Annotated in this window: 22 protein-coding genes; 11 read left to right on the top strand and 11 right to left on the bottom strand. The window is 69.6% G+C overall.

Annotated elements, in window-relative coordinates; all coding sequences use genetic code 11:
• From ACGFI6_RS24110 to ACGFI6_RS24100, 3 genes are read right to left on the bottom strand one after another with little or no spacing between them, the layout of a single operon-like run.
• Positions 1 to 1,311, bottom strand: a complete 1,311-nt coding sequence (locus ACGFI6_RS24110; RefSeq protein ID WP_393122093.1) for an ABC transporter substrate-binding protein — start codon at positions 1,309 to 1,311, stop codon at positions 1 to 3.
• A gap of 8 nt (positions 1,312 to 1,319) precedes the next feature.
• Positions 1,320 to 2,462 carry a mandelate racemase/muconate lactonizing enzyme family protein gene (locus ACGFI6_RS24105; protein ID WP_393122091.1) on the bottom strand — a complete coding sequence of 381 codons (1,143 nt, stop codon included), beginning with the start codon at positions 2,460 to 2,462 and terminating at the stop codon, positions 1,320 to 1,322.
• The gene (locus ACGFI6_RS24100) at positions 2,459 to 3,508 is read right to left on the bottom strand and encodes a hydroxyacid dehydrogenase (protein ID WP_393122089.1); all 1,050 of its coding nucleotides are present in this window, start codon (positions 3,506 to 3,508) and stop codon (positions 2,459 to 2,461) included. The genes ACGFI6_RS24105 and ACGFI6_RS24100 overlap by 4 nt, the downstream gene beginning before the upstream one ends.
• 94 nt (positions 3,509 to 3,602) lie before the next feature.
• Here ACGFI6_RS24100 and ACGFI6_RS24095 point away from each other — a divergent pair, with 94 nt between their 5' ends.
• From ACGFI6_RS24095 to ACGFI6_RS24085, 3 genes are read left to right on the top strand one after another with little or no spacing between them, the layout of a single operon-like run.
• Complete coding sequence (locus ACGFI6_RS24095) at positions 3,603 to 4,511, top strand: LysR family transcriptional regulator (RefSeq protein WP_393122087.1); 909 nt, start codon at positions 3,603 to 3,605, stop codon at positions 4,509 to 4,511.
• Positions 4,492 to 5,370 (top strand): SDR family NAD(P)-dependent oxidoreductase, encoded by an 879-nt coding sequence (locus tag ACGFI6_RS24090; protein ID WP_393122536.1) that lies wholly within the window; start codon positions 4,492 to 4,494, stop codon positions 5,368 to 5,370. Before ACGFI6_RS24095 ends, ACGFI6_RS24090 begins: the two co-directional genes overlap by 20 nt.
• Before the next feature lie 12 nt (positions 5,371 to 5,382).
• A complete protein-coding gene (locus ACGFI6_RS24085) occupies positions 5,383 to 6,165 on the top strand; it encodes a putative protein N(5)-glutamine methyltransferase (RefSeq protein WP_393122085.1) in 783 nt (260 codons plus the stop codon).
• Here ACGFI6_RS24085 and ACGFI6_RS24080 read toward each other — a convergent pair.
• Positions 6,162 to 8,111, bottom strand: a complete 1,950-nt coding sequence (locus tag ACGFI6_RS24080; protein WP_393122083.1) for a GTP-binding protein — start codon at positions 8,109 to 8,111, stop codon at positions 6,162 to 6,164. The two genes, ACGFI6_RS24085 and ACGFI6_RS24080, sit on opposite strands and share 4 nt — an antisense overlap.
• Positions 8,112 to 8,277: 166 nt before the next feature.
• On the bottom strand, positions 8,278 to 8,985 hold the full coding sequence (gene pyrH / locus ACGFI6_RS24075; protein ID WP_393122081.1) for a UMP kinase: 708 nt from the start codon (positions 8,983 to 8,985) through the stop codon (positions 8,278 to 8,280).
• Positions 8,986 to 9,078: 93 nt separating this feature from the next.
• Here pyrH and ACGFI6_RS24070 point away from each other — a divergent pair, with 93 nt between their 5' ends.
• Positions 9,079 to 9,672, top strand: a complete 594-nt coding sequence (locus ACGFI6_RS24070) for a VOC family protein (RefSeq protein ID WP_393122079.1) — start codon at positions 9,079 to 9,081, stop codon at positions 9,670 to 9,672.
• Between the two features lie 30 nt (positions 9,673 to 9,702).
• Entirely contained in the window at positions 9,703 to 10,590 is an 888-nt protein-coding gene (locus ACGFI6_RS24065) for a small ribosomal subunit Rsm22 family protein (RefSeq protein ID WP_393122077.1), read from the top strand.
• An 18-nt stretch (positions 10,591 to 10,608) separates the two neighbouring features.
• Here the strand turns inward: ACGFI6_RS24065 and ACGFI6_RS24060 are convergent, their stop codons facing one another.
• The 6 genes from ACGFI6_RS24060 to ACGFI6_RS24035 all read right to left on the bottom strand — a co-directional run bounded on the left by ACGFI6_RS24060 (position 10,609) and on the right by ACGFI6_RS24035 (position 15,475).
• Positions 10,609 to 11,604: a LacI family DNA-binding transcriptional regulator gene (locus ACGFI6_RS24060; RefSeq protein ID WP_393122075.1), complete on the bottom strand. Its 996-nt coding sequence runs from the start codon at positions 11,602 to 11,604 to the stop codon at positions 10,609 to 10,611.
• Between the two features lie 62 nt (positions 11,605 to 11,666).
• The gene (locus ACGFI6_RS24055; RefSeq protein ID WP_393122073.1) at positions 11,667 to 12,428 is read right to left on the bottom strand and encodes an SDR family NAD(P)-dependent oxidoreductase; all 762 of its coding nucleotides are present in this window, start codon (positions 12,426 to 12,428) and stop codon (positions 11,667 to 11,669) included.
• A 70-nt stretch (positions 12,429 to 12,498) separates the two neighbouring features.
• A complete protein-coding gene (locus ACGFI6_RS24050) occupies positions 12,499 to 13,374 on the bottom strand; it encodes an AraC family transcriptional regulator N-terminal domain-containing protein (RefSeq protein ID WP_393122071.1) in 876 nt (291 codons plus the stop codon).
• A gap of 12 nt (positions 13,375 to 13,386) precedes the next feature.
• Complete coding sequence (locus ACGFI6_RS24045) at positions 13,387 to 13,824, bottom strand: GNAT family N-acetyltransferase (protein WP_393122070.1); 438 nt, start codon at positions 13,822 to 13,824, stop codon at positions 13,387 to 13,389.
• Positions 13,821 to 14,528 (bottom strand): VOC family protein, encoded by a 708-nt coding sequence (locus ACGFI6_RS24040; RefSeq protein WP_393122068.1) that lies wholly within the window; start codon positions 14,526 to 14,528, stop codon positions 13,821 to 13,823. The genes ACGFI6_RS24045 and ACGFI6_RS24040 overlap by 4 nt, the downstream gene beginning before the upstream one ends.
• 11 nt (positions 14,529 to 14,539) lie before the next feature.
• The gene (locus tag ACGFI6_RS24035; RefSeq protein WP_393122066.1) at positions 14,540 to 15,475 is read right to left on the bottom strand and encodes a helix-turn-helix domain-containing protein; all 936 of its coding nucleotides are present in this window, start codon (positions 15,473 to 15,475) and stop codon (positions 14,540 to 14,542) included.
• 71 nt (positions 15,476 to 15,546) lie between these two features.
• Here ACGFI6_RS24035 and ACGFI6_RS24030 point away from each other — a divergent pair, with 71 nt between their 5' ends.
• The 6 genes from ACGFI6_RS24030 to ACGFI6_RS24005 all read left to right on the top strand — a co-directional run bounded on the left by ACGFI6_RS24030 (position 15,547) and on the right by ACGFI6_RS24005 (position 20,576).
• Positions 15,547 to 16,521, top strand: a complete 975-nt coding sequence (locus ACGFI6_RS24030; RefSeq protein ID WP_393122064.1) for an NAD(P)H-binding protein — start codon at positions 15,547 to 15,549, stop codon at positions 16,519 to 16,521.
• 63 nt (positions 16,522 to 16,584) lie between these two features.
• Entirely contained in the window at positions 16,585 to 18,153 is a 1,569-nt protein-coding gene (locus ACGFI6_RS24025) for a hypothetical protein (RefSeq protein ID WP_393122062.1), read from the top strand.
• Positions 18,150 to 18,686 (top strand): dihydrofolate reductase family protein, encoded by a 537-nt coding sequence (locus tag ACGFI6_RS24020; protein ID WP_393122060.1) that lies wholly within the window; start codon positions 18,150 to 18,152, stop codon positions 18,684 to 18,686. The genes ACGFI6_RS24025 and ACGFI6_RS24020 overlap by 4 nt, the downstream gene beginning before the upstream one ends.
• 14 nt (positions 18,687 to 18,700) lie before the next feature.
• Positions 18,701 to 19,663 (top strand): endonuclease/exonuclease/phosphatase family protein, encoded by a 963-nt coding sequence (locus ACGFI6_RS24015; protein WP_393122058.1) that lies wholly within the window; start codon positions 18,701 to 18,703, stop codon positions 19,661 to 19,663.
• A gap of 36 nt (positions 19,664 to 19,699) precedes the next feature.
• Positions 19,700 to 20,143: a helix-turn-helix transcriptional regulator gene (locus ACGFI6_RS24010; RefSeq protein ID WP_393122056.1), complete on the top strand. Its 444-nt coding sequence runs from the start codon at positions 19,700 to 19,702 to the stop codon at positions 20,141 to 20,143.
• A gap of 10 nt (positions 20,144 to 20,153) precedes the next feature.
• Positions 20,154 to 20,576, top strand: a complete 423-nt coding sequence (locus tag ACGFI6_RS24005) for a VOC family protein (RefSeq protein ID WP_393122054.1) — start codon at positions 20,154 to 20,156, stop codon at positions 20,574 to 20,576.
• The last annotated feature ends 1 nt before the right edge of the window (position 20,577 follow it).

Raw genomic sequence — 20,577 nt, 5'->3', positions numbered from 1 at the left:
TCACCCCTTCCTGGCGGCGGCTTGGCGGGAGGTGTCGAGATGCTGACGCATCAGTACGTCGAGACGCGGCGTCAGACCGCTGATCGCATCCGCGACCGTGACCTGGCCGAGGAACGTCCGCGGCAGATCCTGACCGAGCAACTGCTTGACCTGGTTCCAGTTCGTGGTGACGTCGAACGCGTGCCCGCCGGCAAGCTTCCCGGCGAGGATCTCCTGGACGATGCCGAGATTGTCCGGCGGCGGCTGGAACGCACTGCCGGCGCTGAGCCGGGCCGGGTTGTTGCGGCCGGCCTTCGCGTAGATGTCGAGCGCGCCGGTGCTCGTCAGCGTCTTGAGCAGCTTCCACGCGAGGTCGAGTTGCGCGCCCTCGCGTACCCCCGATGGAATCGCGAAGCTGGAGCCCGAGACGCGCGGTGTGCTGCCCTTGGCCCCGGCCGGGAACGGGATGATGTCCCAGTCGAACTTCGCCTTCCGGGCGTTCACCACCTGCCACGGCCCGTTCTGCATGAACGCGACGTTGCCCTGCAGGAAGTTGGACAGCGAGCTCTCGGTGACCAGGTTCTTGATCGGCGGCGTCACCCGGTCCTTCACGAACAGGTCGATGACGTACTGCAGCGCCTCCATCGCCTCCGGATCGCCGAGCGCGCTGCGACTCGCGTCCGTGCTCATCACGTTGCCGCCGGCGCAGTAGATCCACGACACCAGGTCGTCGATCGACGGCGCGCACGTGAAGCCGTACTGCTCGCCGGGCTTCGTCAGCTGCTTGGCCAGGTCGCGGAACGTTGCCCAGGACATCGGTTCGGTACGGGACGGGAGCGGGATGCCCTGCTTGTTCAGCAGGTCCTTGTTGTAGTACATGACGGTCGGCGCGACATCGAAGCCGATCGCGTACGTCTTGTTGTTGAAGCTCGAGATCTTCCGGCTGGTCTCGTAGAAGTCGTCCAGCTGGAAGTCGGGGTCGGCGGCGATCAGGTCGTCGAGCGGCCGGTGCGCGCCGCGGGCGGCGTAGGTCGGGATCAGCGTGCCGTTCAGCGCGGTGACCAGGCTCGCCGTACCGCTGACGAGCTGCAGGTCGAGCTTGGTCGGGTAGCCGCTCGACGGTGTCAGCGTGGCGACCGAGGGTACGCCGAGCTGTTTCTCGACGTACGTACCGAAGTCGTCCCACACCTTCTTCTCGGCGGCGCTGCTGGACCACATGGCCCAGGTGGCCGTACCGGCCGACGGTCCGGACGAACATCCGGCCGCGACCGCGCCGATCCCGGCCAGGCCGCTCAGCTGCAGGAACCTGCGGCGGGACAGGTTGCTCCTCATGGTTCTCCTCACCGGTAGAGCAGGTCGATCGACTCGGCGCGGATCCGCTCCTCGTCGACCTCGACGCCCAGTCCAGGGGCGGTGGGGACCGTTGCGACGGCCTTGGTGATGCTCAGCCCCTCGACGTACAGATCGGTCAGCAGCTCCGGCCCGTTGAGCTCGGCGGGGAGGGCGAGCTCGAGCTGACTGAACAGGTGCAGCGCGGCGGCGAACGCGACGCCGCAGTCGGTGAGCCCGCTGGCGAGCAGCTCCACCCCGCCGGCGAGCGCGGTCTGCGCGGTCTTCAGGGCGTTGCGCAGCCCGCCGGACTTGCAGACCTTGATCACGACCAGGTCCGCGGCGTCCAGCCGGATCGCGCGGGCCAGGTCCGGCGCGGAGAAACTGCCCTCGTCGATCGCGATCGGCAGGTCGATCAGCCCACGCAAGCGCTGCATCGCGAGCGTGTCGGTGCTCGGCACCGGTTGCTCGACACAGTGGATCGTGCGGATGTGCCGGGTCCGGTCGAGCAACTGCTTGAGGGCGGCCGGACGGTACGACTGGTTCGCGTCCAGCCAGAGAGGCTTGCCGTCGGCAACTTCCGCGACGGTCTCGATCGCGGCCGTGTCGGCGTCCAGGTCGCCACCGATCTTGACCTTGTACGCGGCATAGTCCGACGACTGGATCGCGTGGTCGCGGACCGCGTCCTGGTCCCCGACCCCGATCGCCGAGCAGAGCGGGATCTCGTCGTACACCTTGCCGCCGAGCAGCGCGTGCACCGGTACGCCGGCCAGCTTGCCGGCCGCGTCGTGCATCGCGACGTCGACGGCCGCGCGGGCGAACGGGAAGCCGTTCGAGACCGCGGGGCTGAGGCGCTTGGCGGCGCGCTGGTGGAACAGCTCGACGTCGAACGGCGTCAGCTCGAGCAGGATCGGCGCGAGGTGGCGGCGGATGACGACCGCCATCGTCTCGGCGGTCTCGTAGCTCCAGCTCGGCAGGGCCCGCTGCTCACCCCACCCGACGACGCCGTCCTCGGTCGTGAGCTTCACGAACACGACGGCGCCGGCCTGGTCGGGTGCGGCGTCGGGGGCACCGACGGCACCGCTGCCCAGGACGAATCTGCGGGCGAACGGCACCGCGACCGGAAAGACCTCGACCTGCGCGATCCGGCTCATGCTGCGATCGACCAGACTGCTGGGTCTACGAAGCTCGGTCCGCGCGTACCGTCCGCGAGCCACTGCAGCGCGTCCTTCAGCACGTAGCCGGCGAGCGCGAGGTGGCCCTCGGCGGTGTCGCCTGCGACGTGTGGCGTGAGCAGCAGATTGGGCGAGGCGAGGACGTTCGCCTCGAACGTCGGCGGCTCCGGGTCGTAGACGTCCAGGGCGGCGTAGATCCGGCCGTCGAGCGCGTGGTGGAGCAACGCGCCCTGGTCGATCGCCGGACCGCGGGACGAGTTCACCACGACCGCGCCGTCCGGCAGGTTCTCGATCAGCGCACGGGTGATCAGGCCCTTGGTCTCCGGAACGTTCGGGACGTGGACGGTCAGGAACGGTGCGCTCGCGGCGTCCTCCAGCGACGTCGTCCGGACGCCGAGTTCCTGGGCGCGGTCGTCCTTCAGGTACGGGTCGTAGACCGCGATGTCGCAGCCGAACGGTTTGAGCATCGTGATCAGTGCGCGGGCGGTGCTGCTCGCGCCGATGATGCCGACCTTCGCGCCGGCCAGTTCGTGGCCGCGGTACTCGGTCTGCTTCCAGCCGCCGGCGCGGATCGCGCCGTCGAAGCGGGGCAGTCGGCGGGCCAGGGTCAGCATCGCGCCGAGGCAGTACTCACCGACCGACCACGCGATCCGCGGGCCGGCCGAGAAGACACCGACGCCCTGGTCGAGGATCGCCGGGTCGATCAGGTTCTTGACCGTGCCGGCCGCATGCGCCACGACTTTGGGGCCGTTGCCCTCCGCCCACAGCTCCTTGCCCAGCCGCGGCGTACCCCAGCTGGTCAGCAGTATGTCCGCGCCGGCGGCCAGCTCGGGTACGGCGGCCGGGTCGAGCGCGGGCGGCTTCGCGAGGGATCCGGTGCCGGTGGTGTGTTCGGCGGTTGCCCAGCTGATCTCGAACCGTTCCTCGAGCAGCTGACGGGTGGCGGCGTCGATCACGTCGGCGGCACGTTCGGGGGAGATCAGGGCGGCAAGTCTGGGCACAAGATTCGGCACTGCATTCGGCACCGGGAGGCTCCTTCGCTGGGTGGTGCCTCGACGGTAGGCGCTTTCCGTTATGCGGGTCCAAGCCCATTTACGTATGGACCGATACCGTGCTTGCATGGGCGGCGTGGACCTGTCGCTGCAGCAACTGCGTGGATTCGTCGCCGTCGCCGAGGAACTGCATTACGGCCGCGCGGCCCAGCGCCTGAACCTGACCCAGCCGCCGCTGACCCGTCAGATCCAGGGCCTGGAGCGGACGCTGGACGTACGACTGTTCGACCGCACCGGCCGCGGGGTCCGGCTGACGGCGGCCGGCGGAGTGTTCCTCGAGCACGCCCGACGTGTCCTCGCCCTGCTCGAAGTGGCGCCCGAGGCGACCCGGCGCGCAGCGGACGGGACGACCGGGACGTTGCGGCTGGCGTTCACCGCGATCGGCGCGTACGCCGTACTCGCCGACTTCCTGACCATGGTCGGGAAACGGACGCCGGGGGTGACCGCCGAGTTGACCGAGCTGGTCAGTCCGGCGCAGTTCGAGGCTTTGGCGAACCTGGAGATCGACCTCGGCCTGGTGCGCCCGCCGATCCCGGCGCAGTTCGAGTCGCTGCTGGTGCACTCCGAGGACCTGGTGCTCGCCGTACCCGCCAGCCATCCGCTCGCACCGGGCGGGAGGCTCGGGGCGCCGGTCTCGCTGGGGGACGTGACAGACGACTACATCGGCTACAGCCCGGAAGGTTCGCAGTACCTGCACGACATCTGTGCGGCGATGATCGGCATGGACCGGTACGCGGTCAGCCAGCTCGCCTCGCAGGTGCCGACCATGCTCGCGCTGGTACGCGCGGGGCTGGGGTGTGCACTGATTCCGCGCTCGATCATGGCGATGGGCGTCGAGGGGGTCCGGTACCGCGAGCTGGAGGCGGCCGACGCGCACTCGGTGACGCTGCACGCCTGCTGGAGCCCGGACAACCCGAACCCGGCGCTGCAACGGCTCGCCGAATCGCTGCGCGCGGATCCGCAGCTCGGGACTTGACCTGGCGATCGTCACCGGTGGCTACTCCGGTCTCGGTCTGGAGACCACGAAGGCGCTGACCGGCGCGGGTGCGCAGGTCGTCGTACCGGCCCGGCGTCCGGACGCGGCGCGGGAGGCACTCGGCGACCTGGCCGAGATCGACGAACTGGATCTCGGGTCGCTGGACAGCGTGCAGGCGTTCGCGGACCGGTTCCTGGCCTCGGGGCGATCGGTGGACATCGTGATCGACAACGCCGCGATCATGGCCGCGCCGGAGACGCGGGTCGGGCCCGGCTGGGAGGCGCAGTTCGCGACCAACCACCTTGGTCATTTCGCGCTCGTGAACCGGTTGTGGCCGGCGATCGCGGCGGACGGCGGCGGCCGGGTCGTGTCGGTGTCGTCGACCGGTCACCGGCGCTCGGACATCCGCTGGGACGACCTGGAGTTCCGGCGCGGGTACGACAAGTGGGAGGCGTACGGGCAGGCGAAGACCGCGAACGTACTGTTCGCCGTCCAGCTCGATGCCCTCGGCAAGGATTCCGGGGTGCGGGCGTTCGCGCTGCATCCGGGCGGCATCCTGACGCCGTTGCAGCGGCATCTGCCGCGCGAGGAGATGGTGGCGTTCGGGTGGATCGACGAGGACGGGAATCCGCTGAACCCTGGGTTCAAGTCGCCGGAGCAGGGTGCGGCGACGCAGGTGTGGGCGGCAACGTCTCCGCAGCTCGACGGGCTTGGCGGGGTGTTCTGCGAGGACTGCGAGGTCGCTGAGGTGTCGACCGACGACGCGCCGGGGGTTCGGCCGTACGCGGTGGATCCGGCGTCGGCAGCGCGGCTGTGGACTGTGTCGGCTGAGCTCACCGGGGTGAACGCGCTCAGGTAGGCTCTCTCGCTCGTGGCTGCTTCTGCTGTTCCGCTCGGGCCGATTGTGCAGCGCCTGCGGGCGTCCGGGTGCGTGTTCGCCGAGGACGAGGCAGCGTTGATCGTCGAGAGCGCGCGCGATGCGGCCGAGGTCGAGGTCATGGTCGAGCAGCGGGCCGGCGGGGCGCCGTTGGAGTACGTGGTCGGCTGGGCGTCGTTCTGCGGGTTGCGGATCGCGGTGGAGCCGGGGGTGTTCATCCCACGGCGCCGGACCGAGTTCCTGGTCGCGCAGGCGCTGCGGGTGGTTCGCGACGGAGCGGTGGTCGTCGATCTGGGCTGCGGCTCCGGCGCACTCGGCGCTGCGGTTGCGGCGCAACAGTCCGTCTCGGTCTGTGCCGCAGACATCGAGCCCGTCGCTGTGCGGTGTGCGCGGCGGAACCTGGAGCCGTTCGGCGGGACCGTGTACGAGGGCGATCTGTTCGACGCCCTGCCGGTACGACTGCGCGGCGCCGTCGACGTACTGCTGTCGAACGTCCCGTACGTACCGACCGACGAGATCCGCCTGCTGCCGCCGGAGGCGCGTCTGTACGAACCGCGCGTGACGCTGGACGGCGGGCCCGACGGACTCGCCACCCTGCGCCGCGTGGTCGCCGGCGCAGGGGAGTGGCTGCGGCCCGGCGGTCATCTGTACGTCGAGATGAGCGACCGCCAGGCCGCGCTCGCCCGGGACGTGATGGTCGCGGCCGGGCTGAGCGCCGAGATCGTCACCGACGACGACCTCGGCGCCAACGTGGTGCACGGCCGAACTGCCGGCTAGACGCGCCGCTGCACGTGCAGCAGGTACTCCCGGCGATTGCGCGGATCGTGGTCGGTCCGCGGCCGGTCGGGGACCTGGCCGGTCACCGGTTGGTACCGCTCGAATGCCGACTCCAGTACGCCTTCGCCGCGGGTGAGGGCGGGCAGCTGCTGCTCCAGCTCGTACACGGCCGCCGCGGGGATTTCTCCTTCCAGGGTTGAGGTTTCCGCGGCCAGCGCCGGCACCTGCGGGATCGCCCGGAGTCGGGACAAGGCCGCGAGGACCGTACGGGTGGTGTCGGTCGGGATCTCCAGCTGGAACCGGTGCATCGGCTCGTGCACGGTCGTACCTGCCTGCTGGAGGGCCGTGATCAGGACCAGCGGAGTGAGGAGCCTGAAGTCCCCGGCCGTGCTCGACATGCTCTTGTCGAACACAGCGTGCGCGTGGCTCTGGCGGGCCGAGTACCCCGAGTGGGTCATCACGACCCGCGCATCAGGGATCTGCCAGCCGTGCAGGCCCTGGTTCAGGGTCTCGCGGACGGTCTCCTCGACGGCCTTGATGAACGCGTATGGCATCGAGCCGAGCTCGACCGCGAGCTCGAACGTGACGCCGGCGTCCACCGGTGCCGGCTCGACGCGCAAGCCGACCGTGGCCAGGAACGGGTTCGCGTCCTTCTTGTTGAACTCGACCGCCGCACCGGAGCCGACGATCCGCTCGACACAGATCGTGGTGGTCTCGCGGAAGTCGACGTCGATCCCGTACTCGGTGGCCAGCGTCGTTTCGATGACCTCCTTCTGCACTTCGCCGTACAGCGACACGTACGTCTCCTGGCGGAGGTCGTCCTGCCGCAGGTTGATGAGCGGATCCTGCTCGGCCAGCTGCGTCAACGCGACGCGGAGATTGCCCCGGTCGGAGAGCCTGCGCGGCGCGACGACGGTTTCGAGCGTCGGCGGCGCGAACCTTGCCTTCAGCCGGTGTGGAGCGATCGCCTGCCCGGGCTCGGTGATGGTGTCGCCGATCTTGATGTCCGCCAGGCCCCAGAGCCTCCCGATCCGGCCGGCGTGCAGTACGTCGCCCTCGCCGTACACCTCGAGCGCGGTGATCTTCCCGTCGGTGTCGCCGTACCGCACACGGTCCCGGACCGCAGCCGTACCGGAGAACATCCGGACGTAGGCGATCTTCTCGCCGGCCGGTCCGCGTTCGACCTTGAACACGCTGCCGTTGAAGGGGCCGTCCGTCGTACCGGCACGGGGGAGCAGGTCGCGGATGCCGTCGGCCAAGGCGTCCGTGCCGGCGCCGGTGATCGCCGAGCCGAAGTACACCGGGTGCACGATCGCCTGCCGGGTCTGCGCGGCAAGCACCTCGGGCAGTACGAGCGGTGCACCGTCGACGTACCGCTGGAGGAGCTCGTCGTCGTGCTCGGTGAGTAGGTCGAGCAGTACGTCGTCCTGCACGATCGGCTTGAACGCCGCCTCCGGCGTACCGAGACCCGTGACTTCGCCCATCGCGACGATCGCCGGCGTGAGCCTGGCGGCGATCTGCCGGAGCACGCCGTCGTACTGTGCACCCGGCCGGTCGAGCTTGTTCACGAAGATCAGGGTCGGGATGCGCAGGCGTTGCAAGGTGCGCATCAGCACCCGCGTCTGCGCCTGGACGCCCTCCACCGCGGAGATCACCAGGACCGCGCCGTCGAGCACGCTCAGCGCCCGCTCCACCTCGGCGATGAAGTCCGGGTGGCCGGGAGTGTCGATCAGGTTGACGAACAGGTCGCCGAGGGTGAACGCGGCGACCGCGGTCTTGATCGTGATCCCGCGCTGCCGTTCGAGCGCGAGCGAGTCGGTCTGGGTGTTGCCGTCGTCGACACTGCCGACCTCGTCGATGACACCGGCGGCGTACAGCAGCCGCTCGGTCAGGCTGGTCTTTCCGGCGTCAACATGCGCCAGGATCCCAAGATTGAGTACTTCCACGCAGCTTCATGTCCTTCGAACAGGTGTGGTCCGTTTCCATGCCAGACATGAAGCGAGGTCGCATGACGGACTCCTTCTCGATCACCTGTTCGGTCACTGCTGCGTACCGGTCGAGTACACCAACTTCTCTCGGGGTCGGACAAACCATTTAGCTCGGAGCTACAGGTCAGTTGATCAGGGTGCCCACCGCGGTGCCGGTCGCGATCGTGGTCGCGGCGTGCGGGCGGTCGATGTCGAAGACGTGCAGTGGCAGGTGGTGGTCGCGGGCGAGGATGAACGCGGTCTGGTCCATCACGCCGAGACCCCGGTCGATCACCTCCTGGTAGTTCAGGTGGTCGAAGCGCCGGGCGTCCGGGTGCCGGTTCGGGTCCGCGTCGTACACGCCGTCGGTGCCGTTCTTCGCGACCAGCAACGCGTCCGCCTCGAGTTCGATCGCGCGCTGCACCGACGGGTAGTCGGTGGTGGTGAACGGCTGACCGTTGCCGCAGGCAAGCAGCACGATCGAGCCCTTCTCCAGGTGCCGGAGCGCCCGCAGCCGGATGTACGGCTCGGCGAGGTTGTCGATCGGGACCGCCGTCATCAGCCGGACCCCGTGCGCGCCGAGTGCGGCCAGCCGGCCGCGGAGCAGCGCCGCGTTGATCACGGTGCCGAGCATGCCGATGTTGTCGGCCTCGACCCGGTCGATCCCCCAGTCGTCGGCCCGGTTCCCGCGGAACACGTTCCCGCCGCCGACCACGACCGCGACCTGGACACCGGTCGCCCGCAGCGAGATCACCTCGTTCGCGAGGTGCGTGAGCCGCCCGCTGTCGAATCCGAACTCGTTCGGGCCGGCGATCGCCTGACCCGAGAGCTTGAGTACGAGCCTGCGATACATACCGCTCCGTTCGGTCGACACCCCTGATCCGGCGACAGGTCTATCACGAACTGTCGGTAGCTGGATCTAGGGTCTGGGCAGGAGGTGGACAGGGTGTCCGAGATCGAGTTGCGGGACTGGCGGAAGCTGGCGCAGGCGTTGCATGCGCGGTTCGGGACGAAGTCGCTGGCCGAGGGGGCGCGGTTCGTCCAAGCGGTGGGGGAGGCATGCTCGGATGCGGATGTCGTACCGGAGTTGCGGCTCGGTGCGACGTTCGTCGACGTGGCGAGCCGGGATGCGGCGCTGGCGGAGCGGATCAGTGGGATCGCGATGGAGTACGGGCTGACGGCCGACCCGTTGGCGGTGGCGCAGCTCGAGGTCGGGCTGGACACGTGGGACCTGGCCGCGATCGGGCCGTTCTGGGCGGCGGTGCTGACCGGCAGCACGGACTCGTTCAAGGGGAACGACATCCTCGACCCGACCCGGCGGGTGGCGAATCTGTGGTTCCAGGGCACGACACCGCACGAGACGCCGCGCCAGCGCTTCCACCTCGACCTGTGGCTGCCGTCCGAGGTGGTCCCGTCCCGGATCGAGGCCGCGATCGCCGCCGGCGGCAAGGTCGTGTACGACGAGGAGGCGCCGGCGTTCATCGTGCTCGCGGACCCGCAGGGCAACAAGGTCTGTTTATGCACGGCGGAGGGACGCTGACTTCTGCTACCGTCGAGGTGACTCGAGGAGGTGTGTGATGGCCAGGAAGGTTCTCCGGTTCCGCGCCATTCCCTCCTCGACCGCTGTCCGCTGACAGCAATCCTCAAACCGGAGATTTCCCATGTCCTCCGTGGACACCCAACTTCATGCTGTCCTCACGCGGGCGCTGCGCGGCGTACCGCACCACGAACTGCGGCGGTCGACCGTCATGTTGACGGGGCCGTCACGACCCACCTGGATCTCGGAGGTGGGACCGGCGCGGCCGCCTGGGCGGCCTTGGCTCGCTGGCCGGGCCTCGGCGCTGTCGAGATCGTCGAACGGCGGGCGGCCGCGGTTGGTCTTGGGCAACAGCTTGCTGCGGGCAACCGCTGGCGGTGGACGACGGCCGACCTCAGGCACTGGAGCCCGCCCGGGCCGGTGGATCTTGTGACGATCGGCTACGTGCTGAGCGAGCTGACCGTCGAGGCCCGGGCCGCGCTGATCCACACCGCTGTACGGTGCGCGCAGACGGTCGTGGTCGTCGAGCCTGGCACCCCGCGCGGGCACCATCGGATCCTCGCGGTCCGTGAGTTGCTGATCGAGCACGGCTTCCGGATCGCGGCGCCGTGTCCGCATGCGGGTCCGTGTCCGGTCGACTGGTGCCACTTCGCGACCCGCCTGCCGCGTACCGAGCTGCATCGGCTTCTGAAGGACGGCACGCGCAACTTCGAGGACGAGAAGTTCGCGTACGTCGTCGCAACCAGCCGCCCCATCCGCCCGCCGCAGGCCCGGGTGATCGCGCGTCCGGTCCGTCCGAAGAACCGGGTCGTACTGGACCTCTGCACGTCCACGGGCGCAGCGGAGCGCGTCGTGGTACCCAAGTCGAACGCCGGCTATCGCGCCGCCCGCATCACAACCTGGGGTGACACCTGGCCGTAGCCTGCAACCGGTTGCAGCTTAAGGAGCCGGCGCAGTAGTCGCGCGGATGATGAGGGAGGTGTCCAAGAGGACCCGGCGGTCGGGGCTGTCCGGGTTCTCGAGGCGCTGGACCAGGAGATCGACCGCGGCGGCTCCTGCGTCGGCTGCGTGGGCCGAGACGGTGGTCAGGGGCGGGTAGACCTGCGCCTGGAGTACGTCGTCGCAGCCGACCAGGCTGATGTCGCCCGGCACCGAGACGCCTCGCTGTGCAAGGCCGGCCATGACGCCGTGCGCGAGGACGTCGTCGAACGCGACCGCAGCGGTGACCTGGCTCTCCAGCAGCGTCGGCGCCGCCTTCATGCCGGCTTCGTAGCTCGACACCTGGCCGGGCAGCATCACGGCCTCGACGCCGATCCGTTCGGCGGCGCGCTTGACCGCCTTCTTGCGCTGCCCGTTCGCCCACGATCGTGACGGCCCGGCCAGGTAGGCGATCCGGGTGTGCCCCAGTTCGGCAAGATGCTCGACCGCCGCGCGGACGCCGTCCGCGCTGTCGACGAGAACACGGGAGATGCCGGCGACGTCGCGGTTCACGAGCACGACCGGACGGCGGGCGGCCAGGTCGCGGATCTGCCGCTGGCTCATCCGGCTCGCGGCGAGCACGAAGCCGTCGGCCTGCAGCGTCAGCCGGCCGACCATCGTGTGTTCGCGCGCCGGGTCCTCGTCGGTGTTGCCGAGCAGCAGCGCGAGCCCGGCGGTCTCCGCACGGCCCTGTGCGGCGCCGATCATCGGCGGGAAGAACGGGTTCGCGATGTCCGGAACGATCATCGCCAGCAGTCCGTGCCGCCCGGTCGAGAGCGCCTGCGCCGTCGGATTGGGTACGTATCCAAGGTCGGCCGCGATGGCGCGGACCCGCGCGACCGTGTCCGGACGCAGCACGCCGGGATTGCCGAACGCCCGGGAGACCGTGGCCCGCGAGACGCCCGCGAGCGCCGCGACGTTGGTGATCGTCGGCGCCGCGGGGTCACTGGGGGACATGCTGCGCAGCCTAACCGCCCGGACAGCTGTCGAGCGAGGTCCGTACGCAACCGGTTGCAGAATCAGAGCTCGTAGCCGCCCGAGGCCTCGACGGTCTGCGCGGTGATCCAGGCGGCGTCGGGCGAGCCGAGGAACGCGATCACCCTGCCGAGGTCGTCGGCCTCACCGATCCGGCCGAGGGCGGTGCGTTCGGCGATCGGCGGGATCAGTTCGGGGTACTGGGCGAACGCGTCGTCGCCGAGACGGGTCCGGGTGACGCCCGGCGCGACCGCGTTGACGCGGATCCCGCGAACGCTCAGCTCCTTCGCGAGGTACCGGGTGAGAACGACCTGCGCGCCCTTCACGCTCGCGTAGACGGAGTAGCCGGGCGTCGGGCGCGCCGACTCGAGTGCCGACGTACTGGTCGTGAAGACGACGGCGCCGTTGTCTTCGAGCAAGGGGACAAGCGCCTGCGTCAGGAAGTACGGGCCTTTGAGATGCACGTCGACCATCTGGTCGAAGAGGTCCTCGGTGGTGTCCTCGAACATCACCGGCGGCTGGCCGACCCCGGCGTTGCTGACCAGAACGTCGAACGTCGTCCGGTCCCATTGCCGCAGTACGTCGGTGAGCGCCTCGCGGAACGCCGCGAAGCTGTCCGTCCGCGCGACGTCCAGCGGTAGCGCGGTCGCCGTACCGCCGTCCTTCTCGATCCGCCGCACCGTCTCCAGGGCCCGCTCACGACCGCCCCGGTACGTGAGGACGACGGCGGTGCCGCGCTTCGCGAGCTCGAACGCCGCGCCCTGACCGATGCCGGAACTTCCGCCGGTGATGACTGCTACCTGCATGATCGTGCACAACTCCTTCAGAGCCAGGAACAAGGACTTCTCCAGTACACGTTCCTGGGCGGGAGATGTGTTAGATCAATGCTCGCGAGGACTTGCCTGATCCTGCTCGATCGAGGCTCGGCGGCGTACCGAACTCGCGACGGTACTCGCGGCTGAACTGGGACGGGCTGTCGTACCCGACTGCGTACCCGGCACTGGTCACGTCCTCGCCGAGCCCCACCACCCGCAGCCGCGCTTCCTGCAGGCGGATCTTCTTCTGGAACTGGATCGGCGTCAGCTCGGTCACCGTCCGGAAGTGCCGGTGGAACGCCGACGTACTGAGGCCGGCCATCTCGGCGAGGTCCTCGACGCGGAAGGGTTCGGTGTAGTGGTCGCGGATCCAGCCGATCACGCGGGCGACGTGCGACAGGCTGCTGTCGGCGAGACCGATGTCGCGAACGGCGGCTCCCTGCGGACTGCGCAACAGCCGCCAGAGGATCTCGCGCTGGACGAGCGGCGCAAGGACGCGGGCGTCGTCGGGAGAGTCGACGAGCCGGAGCAGGCGGATGACCGCGTCGACCAGGTCGGCCGAGGCGCGGCTCACGACCAGGCCACGGACCGGGGCGCCGGGCTTCTCGGCCGCGTCGAGCAGCAGCGCGGCGATCGGTTCCGGACGCAGTTCGAGTCCGACGCCGAGGCAGGGCGCTTCCTTGGACGCCTCGACGAAATGCCCGGTCACCGGAAGGTCGACCGAGACGACGAGGTAGTCGCCGGCGCCGTACTCGAAGACCTGGTCCCCGAGCGCGAGCCGTTTGCGTCCCTGCGCCACCAACGCGAACGTCGGCGAGGCCAGGCCGGCGGTCGGCGGCGTCGGCGCATCGACCACCGACAGCAGCAGCCCGTCGATCGACTGCTCACGACCGACCGCGCCGACAATCAGCCGCCGCACCTCCGCCAACGCATCCATGACGGGTTCAGGTTAGGCCGGATGGCTGACGTACGCGGTCTTCTCGCCGGGATCGAACCCGCAGCGCCGGTAGAACGCGTGCGTCGACTCCCGCCGCGAACCGGTCTGCAGCATGACCTTGTAGCACCCGGCGTCCCAGGCCGCCTGCAGCGTGCTCGCCATGATCTGCTTCCCCAGCCCGGTCCCGCGCCGTGCCTCGTCGACCACGACGTTCTCGATCACGCCGTACGGCGATCCACCGCGGGTGAGGTTCGGAACCAGATTGAGGTACGTCGTCGCCACGATCGCGCCCTCGTCCTCGAGCACGAACAGCTGCAGCCCCGGTGTCGTGAGGATCGCCCCGAACACGCCAGGCGCATCCCGCACCGGCGGATCAGCCGGATGCAGCTGCCCGTACAGCGCGAGGATCCCGTCCAGGTCGCCGGACCCGGCCTCACGAAACTCGATCATGCTTGTCCTACCAGCAGGCAGAACGGGTGACCGGCCGGATCGGCCAGGACGTAGAGCGGTTCGCCCGCGTCGGCCGTCCGGTCGTACAGGAGTTTGGCGCCGAGCTCCTCCGCATGGCGCCGGTGGTGTTCGAGTTCGTCGACCGACGCTACGGCGTAGTCGATGTGCATCTGGGACGGCACGTCGTGCGACGGCCAGGTGGACTGCTTGAGTTCGTCGACCTGCTGGATCGCGAGCTGACGGTTGCCGTCGGCGTCGACCAGGACGAGCCAGTCGGCGTCAGGGGTCGGCTCGTCACCCGGCCGGTACTGCAGTCCGAGCAACTGCCGGTAGAACTCGGCCAGCCCGGCCGCATCGGTGGTGTCCAACGCTGTGTGCATCCGGCGCGGGTACGAGAGCTCGAAGCGGACGATGACGAGCTCGTCGGTCGGCTTCAGGTCCGGGTAGTAGCTGCTCAGGCCGGGGACGATGTCGTGCGCTCCGGCGAAGCCGTCCTCGAGTGCTTCCGCCTCGGTCACCTGGTCGGCGCGCTTGGCGACCGTCGACAGGATTCGTCCGGGGAGCCGGATCTCCTCGTCGAACTCGAAGACGAGCATGGCCGGCCCGACCTCGACGGGATCGTTGTACCGCATGGTGATCCGCTTCGTACCGGCGCGGACCGCGGCGAGGTGCGTCGCCCGGAAGCGAAGTTCCTGGAGGCTCATGGTGGTCGAGCCTACGGGCTGCGGAACGACTGCCGGTAGGTGTTCGGGGGTACGCCGACGACGCGCTGGAAGTGCCGCCGCAGCGTGGTGGCGGTACCGAGGCCGGTCGCAACGGCCACCTGCTCGATGCCCTCGTCGGTGGACTCGAGGAGCTGTTGCGCGCGCCGAACCCGTTGCGTCAGCAGCCACTGCAGCGGGGTCTGACCGGTGATCGAACGGAACTGCCGGCCGAGGTGCCGCGGGCTCGTGCTCGCCTGCCGCGCGAGGTCGGTGACCGTCAACGGCTGGTCGAGACGCTCCTCGGCCCAGGTCAGCAACTGCGCGAGTGAGTGATCCCCGCTCGTCGGCAGCGGCGTCGACACGAACTGCGCCTGGCCGCCGGCCCGGTGGGGCGGTACGACGAGCCGCCGCGCGACGGTGTTCGCGATCGTCGCCCCGTGATCGAGGTGCACCAGGTGCAGGCACAGATCCACCGCCGCCGCCTTCCCGGCCGCGGTCAGGACGTTCCCGTTGTCCGTGTACAGCACGTCGGCATCGACCTCGGCGTCCGGATACCGCTCGCTCAACGCCGCGGCATGCCCCCAGTGGGTCGTCGCGCGGCGCCCGTCGAGCAAGCCGGCCGCCCCGAGGACGAACGCCCCTGTGCACAGCGACGCGATCCGCGCTCCGGAGTCGTACGCCGCCCGAACGGCGGCTACCAACGCGGCCGGCGGCGGCTCGTCGATGTCCGCGAGCGCCGGCACGAGCACCGTGTCGGCGGTCGCGAGCCGGTCCAGCCCGTCCGACGGCTCCACCACGAACGGCCCGACCTGTGCGGGGCCTGGCCCGCACAGGCGCACGTCGTACCACTCCGCGACCTCGAGCGGTGGGTTGCCGAAGATCTCGTACGCGATGCCGAGCTCGAAGTGCAGCAGGTGCCCGGCGGTCGCCAGCGCGACGGTGTGCATGTCCGAAAGTGTACGGATGCTGTCGTTCCGGACTCTCACGCAGGGTGCCGACCGGCACCGAGACTGGTCGTATGAACGCAATCGTCGTGTACGGCGCCACCGGTCACACCGGCCGCTTCGTCGTCCAGGAACTCCTCCGCCAGGACCTCCCGGTCATCGCCGCCGGGCGCAACGCCGCCGCTCTCGAGGAGCAATGGGGACACCTTGACGTACGGCCGGCTGCCGTCGACGACCCGCAGTCCCTGGACCTGGCCCTGAAGAATGCCGCCGCGGTGATCAACGCTGCCGGGCCGTTCGTGAACACCGCCGAACCGCTGATCGACGCAGCAGCGCGGCAGCGGATCCCGTACGTCGACGTGGCGGCCGAGATCGAGGTCAACACCGAGAGCCTCGCCCGGCGCAGCGATCTCCCGGTCGTTCCGGCGATGGCGTTCTACGGCGGGATCGGCGACCTGCTGACGACCGCCCTGCTGGGGGAGCGGACCACGGCGGACTCGGTGCAGGTCGCGTACGGACTGAGCAGTTGGCATCCCACGCCCGGGACCCGTGCCGCCGGGAAGGTCTGGCACGACCGGCGCAACGGGCGGCGGGTGCGGTTCGCGGACGGCCGACTGCAGTACCACGACGATCCTCCGGTGCAGGAGGACTGGACCTTCCCGGAGCCGGTGGGTGAGCGCCGGGTGCTGGCCGAGTTCAGCATGGCCGACATCGTCACGATCCCCAGCCATCTGGACGTCCGTGAGGTGCGGACGTACATGACGCTCGCGGCCGCGGGAGATTTGTTCGACGCGGACACCCCGGCACCGGCGGCGGTCGACGATGAAGGGCGTTCGGACCAGACGTTCGTGGTTGATGTGCGGGTCGACGGGCTCCGGGCGTCGGCGTCCGGGCAGGACATCTATGCGATCTCGGCGCCGTTGGCAGTCGGTGCGGTCAGGCGGATCTTGGGCGGCGAGACGCGGTCTGGCGGCGTCGCGTCGGCGGGGGCGATGTTCGACGCGGTCGAGTTCCTCAAGGATTTACCACTGACGCTCGACCTGCCGTAAATCGATTCCCTGCGGGAAACTGGCCTGCACTGGATATCGCCCAGTCTTTCCAGGAGGCCGCCCATGCCCGAGATCCGTCCGTCCCGCCGCACTCTCATCCAACTGACGGCCGCTGGCGCGGTGGCCGGTGCTGTCGGAGCTTCACCGGCGTACGCCGAGGGCGTCGACTACACCGCGCGTCGGACGTTCGACGACTGGGACCGGCTCTTCCAGGAAGGCGGTCCCGGTCAGCCGGATCAGCCGAACGACAACACCAATCGCGACGGCCGCTCCGGCATGCTCGCGTGGAGCCAGTCGTACGTGCTGCTCGGCCTGATCCGGATGTACGAGACGTACCGGGACACGTACTACCTCGACCGGCTGATCGACAACGTCGACCAGGTCCTCGAGGTTCGCGACAGCGCCCGCGGCGTCACCGACTACCGCGGGCTCTCGCTGCCTGCCTGGCGCGCCGACCATCCGTACACCACCGGCTACGCGACCCTTGCCGACAGCAACGGTCAGCCGCTGCTCGACCTCCGCGAGGCGCTCTCGTACGCCGAGGACACCACGATCACGGTCTCCGCGGGGACGCGGGCCGACACGTTCTCCGTCCAGCTCGTCAACACCTTCGTGAACCGCACGGTCACGCTCACCGACCTGTCGCTCGACCCCGCCAGCCCCGACTATGCGGTCGCCCGGATCTACGCGGCCGCGCCCGGCCCGCTGCAGCTCACGGCCGAGGACCGGCGGACGGCCCCGCACGCCGGCGACCTGCCGAAGTTCGGCAGCTACCAGATGCACTGCAAGCCGGTGATCTTCGCCGTGCACACCGGCATGATCACGTACCCGATCGCAAGCTTCGTACGGATCGTCGCCGGCTCGCCGGTGCTGCGCCGGCGCTACCAGCGGAAGGCTGCCGAGTATCTGCAGGCGTGCCGGGAGGCGGTCGCCGTTCACGACTGGGAGTACCGGAGCGACCATCTGATCTGGCCGAAGGGGCAGCCGCTCCCGTACGACGGGTGTGAGCAGCCGATCAACCAGTCGGTCGGGCTCGGTCAGACGCTGGTGGAGCTGGCGCTCGTCACCGGTGATCGCGGGTACCGGCAGAAGGTCGCCGCGCTCGGCCGGATGCTCGCGAACCAGCTCGTCGCCGACACCGGCGATGCGTACCAGTGGCATTACTGGCCGATGGGCGGTCACATCTACGAAGGGTTCACCAAGACCGGTGACCCGGCGACCGATCTCTCGATCTTCACGCCGTCCGGCGGCCCGGCGCGGCAGTTCGAGGACATCAGCCACGGCGCGATCGACGTCGAGTTCGCGGTCCGGGCGTTCCGCGCCAAACTCGCGTTCACCGGCCGCGACATGGAACGGATCGCGCGCACCTTCACCCAGAACGTCGCCTTCACCGACCCCGGCGGACTGCCCGCCATCCACACGACCGTGGCCGGCGGAGCGACCGGTGCGGCGTCGGTCGCGGCCCAGGCACCGCGCTGGATGCAGGCCACGCCGTGGGACCCGCAGGTCCATGCCCACTGCCTGGCCCTCTACAACCGCTACCAGCCGACCCCCGAGCGGGACGGCCGGCAGGCCATCGGTTTCGGCTGGCTCCTCGCCAACGTCGCCTACCTGAACTGGGGCGCCAGATGAGCACCACCTACCTGATGACGTCGACCCTGAACGGGTTCGTCGCCGGCCCGAACCACGAACTGGACTGGCTGTACGACCTCCCACCCGGCGACCGCGACTTCACCACGTTCCTCGACGGCGTCGGCGCGGTCGCGATGGGCGCATCGACGTACGAGGCGATCCTCCGCGACGCCGACCTCCTCCAGCACCCCGAACGCTGGCACCAGGCCCACGGCGACCGCCCGGTCTGGGTCTTCACTCATCGCTCGGACCTCCCGAAGGTGCCGGGCGCGAACTTGCGGTTCGCCACCGACGTCGCGGCGGAGCATCCGGCGATGGTCCAGGCGGCGGGTGCCAAGGACGTGTTCGTCGCAGGCGGCGGCGGGCTCGCCGCCGCGTTTGCGGAGGCGGGGGTGCTGGATCGGATCGTCATCGGGATCACGCCGGTGCTGCTCGCGGGTGGGAAGGCACTCTTCCCGGCCGACGCCCGGCTGAGACTGACCGAGGTGGAGCGGAAGGGACAGGTCGTCTTTGTTTCCTATCAGGTTCTGTGACATAGCCTGGTGAGGTGGAGGGGGAGCCGCTGGTGCGGCGGTCCATGGGCATCGGGATCGCCGCGTTGTTGCCGTGGGTGTGGTTCGTGCTGCGTGATCGGCTCGGGGTGGTCACCGACGTGGCAGCGATCGTGCTGCCGCTGCTCGTGGTCGTCGTCGCGGTCGTCGTGGGGATCGTCGGCGTGCTCGGACGGCGCCGCTGGGCTGCTGTGGCGTTCGCGGTGTCGACGTTGCTCGTCGGGATCGTCGCCACGTTCGGGCCGTGGATCCCGCACGGCACCGGTACGGTCGATCCGGGTCGCACCGTACGGTTCGCGGCAGCGAATATCGGGGTCGGGGAGATCGAAGGCGCGGACAGCCTGCTGGCACTCAAGGCCGACGTCCTCGTGGTGTCGGAGATCGGTGAGCCACTGACCGATCGGCTGGCCGAGGCGTACCCGAACCATGTCGCCGACTGGACCGGCCCGTCGGTCGGGATCTTCAGCCGGTGGCCGCTGACCGTCGTCGAGAAGCCGGGTCCCGATCTGCCCGGGTACGTCCTGCGCGTGCACGCGCCGTCGGGTGAGTTCGACGTGATCGCGGCGCACGTGCCCCGGCCGTGGTGGACGTCGGGCGGATCGACGTACAACCAGTCGACCGACGACGGACAGCCGTACCAGACAACCGTCGCCGAGCATCACCGGCTGATCGAGCAGCTCGCCGCCCGGGCGGCGCGTGACGATCGCCCCGTGGTGGTGGCCGGTGACCTGAACACCACCGACCGCGGCCGTGACTACCGCGTCCTCACCAAGCACCTGGACGACGCAATGCTCGACAGCTGGGGTCGCCCGTCGCAGATCGGAAAGTGGGCCGCGCTCCTCGTCCGCATCGACCACCTGTTCGTGAAACCGGGCTGGTGCTCCGACGGCACGAACTGGTACCCGATCCCGAAGTCGGACCACCACGGCCTCATCTCGACGATCGGACCCTGCGCCTGAGTGACTTCGGTTGGTTGAGGTGGGAGGATTCCTACCGTGAGTAGCGGGGCGACGGACGAGCAGCGGCTGCGGGATCTGGCGTTGCTGCGGCGGGTGAAGGACCGGATCGACCGGGAGTACGCGCAGCCGCTGGACGTGGAGGCGCTGGCCCGGGGGGTGCACATGTCGTCCGGGCACCTGAGCCGCGAGTTCAAGCGTGCTTACGGAGAGTCGCCGTACGGGTATCTGATGACGCGCCGGATCGAGCGCGCGATGATGCTGCTGCGGCGCGGCGGGATGAGCGTCACCGATGTCTGTTTCGAGGTCGGCTGCCAGTCGCTGGGGACGTTCAGCACCCGGTTCACGGAGCTGGTCGGGATGCCGCCGAGCGTCTACCGGCAGCGCGCGGCCGACGCCACGGTCGGGATCCCGTCGTGTGTCGCGAAACAGGTGACGCGACCGATCAGGAATCGAGAAGCATCTCCCGCATCCGGCACGTAGCGTGACCCCCATGGACAACGCACCGGGCCTGAAGATTCAGAACAGCTTCCTCCCGCACACCGACCCGGAGGCGTCGCTGGCGTTCTACCGGGACCTGCTCGGCTTCGAGGTGCGGATGGACGTCGGGTACGAGGGCATGCGCTGGATCACGATCGGCCCGCCCGGCCAGCCCGACACCGCGATCGTGCTCAGCCCGGCCGCCGTCGACCCGGCGATCACCGACGACGAGCGCCGGATGATCCAGGAGATGATGGCGAAGGGCACGTACGCCACCGTGGTGCTCCGGACCGACGACCTGGACGGGCTGTTCGAGCGCCTGCAGGCCAGCGACGCGGAGGTCATCCAGGAGCCGGTGGACCAGCCGTACGGGGTCCGCGACTGTGCGTTCCGCGACCCGGCCGGCAACCACGTCCGGATCAACCAGGCCTCCTGAC

The sequence above is a fragment of the Kribbella sp. NPDC048928 genome, assembly GCF_043197975.1.
Classification (GTDB): Bacteria; Actinomycetota; Actinomycetes; order Propionibacteriales; family Kribbellaceae; genus Kribbella.
Note: the sequence above shows the minus strand (reverse complement) of the source record. Positions and strands in the feature narration are given on the sequence as shown.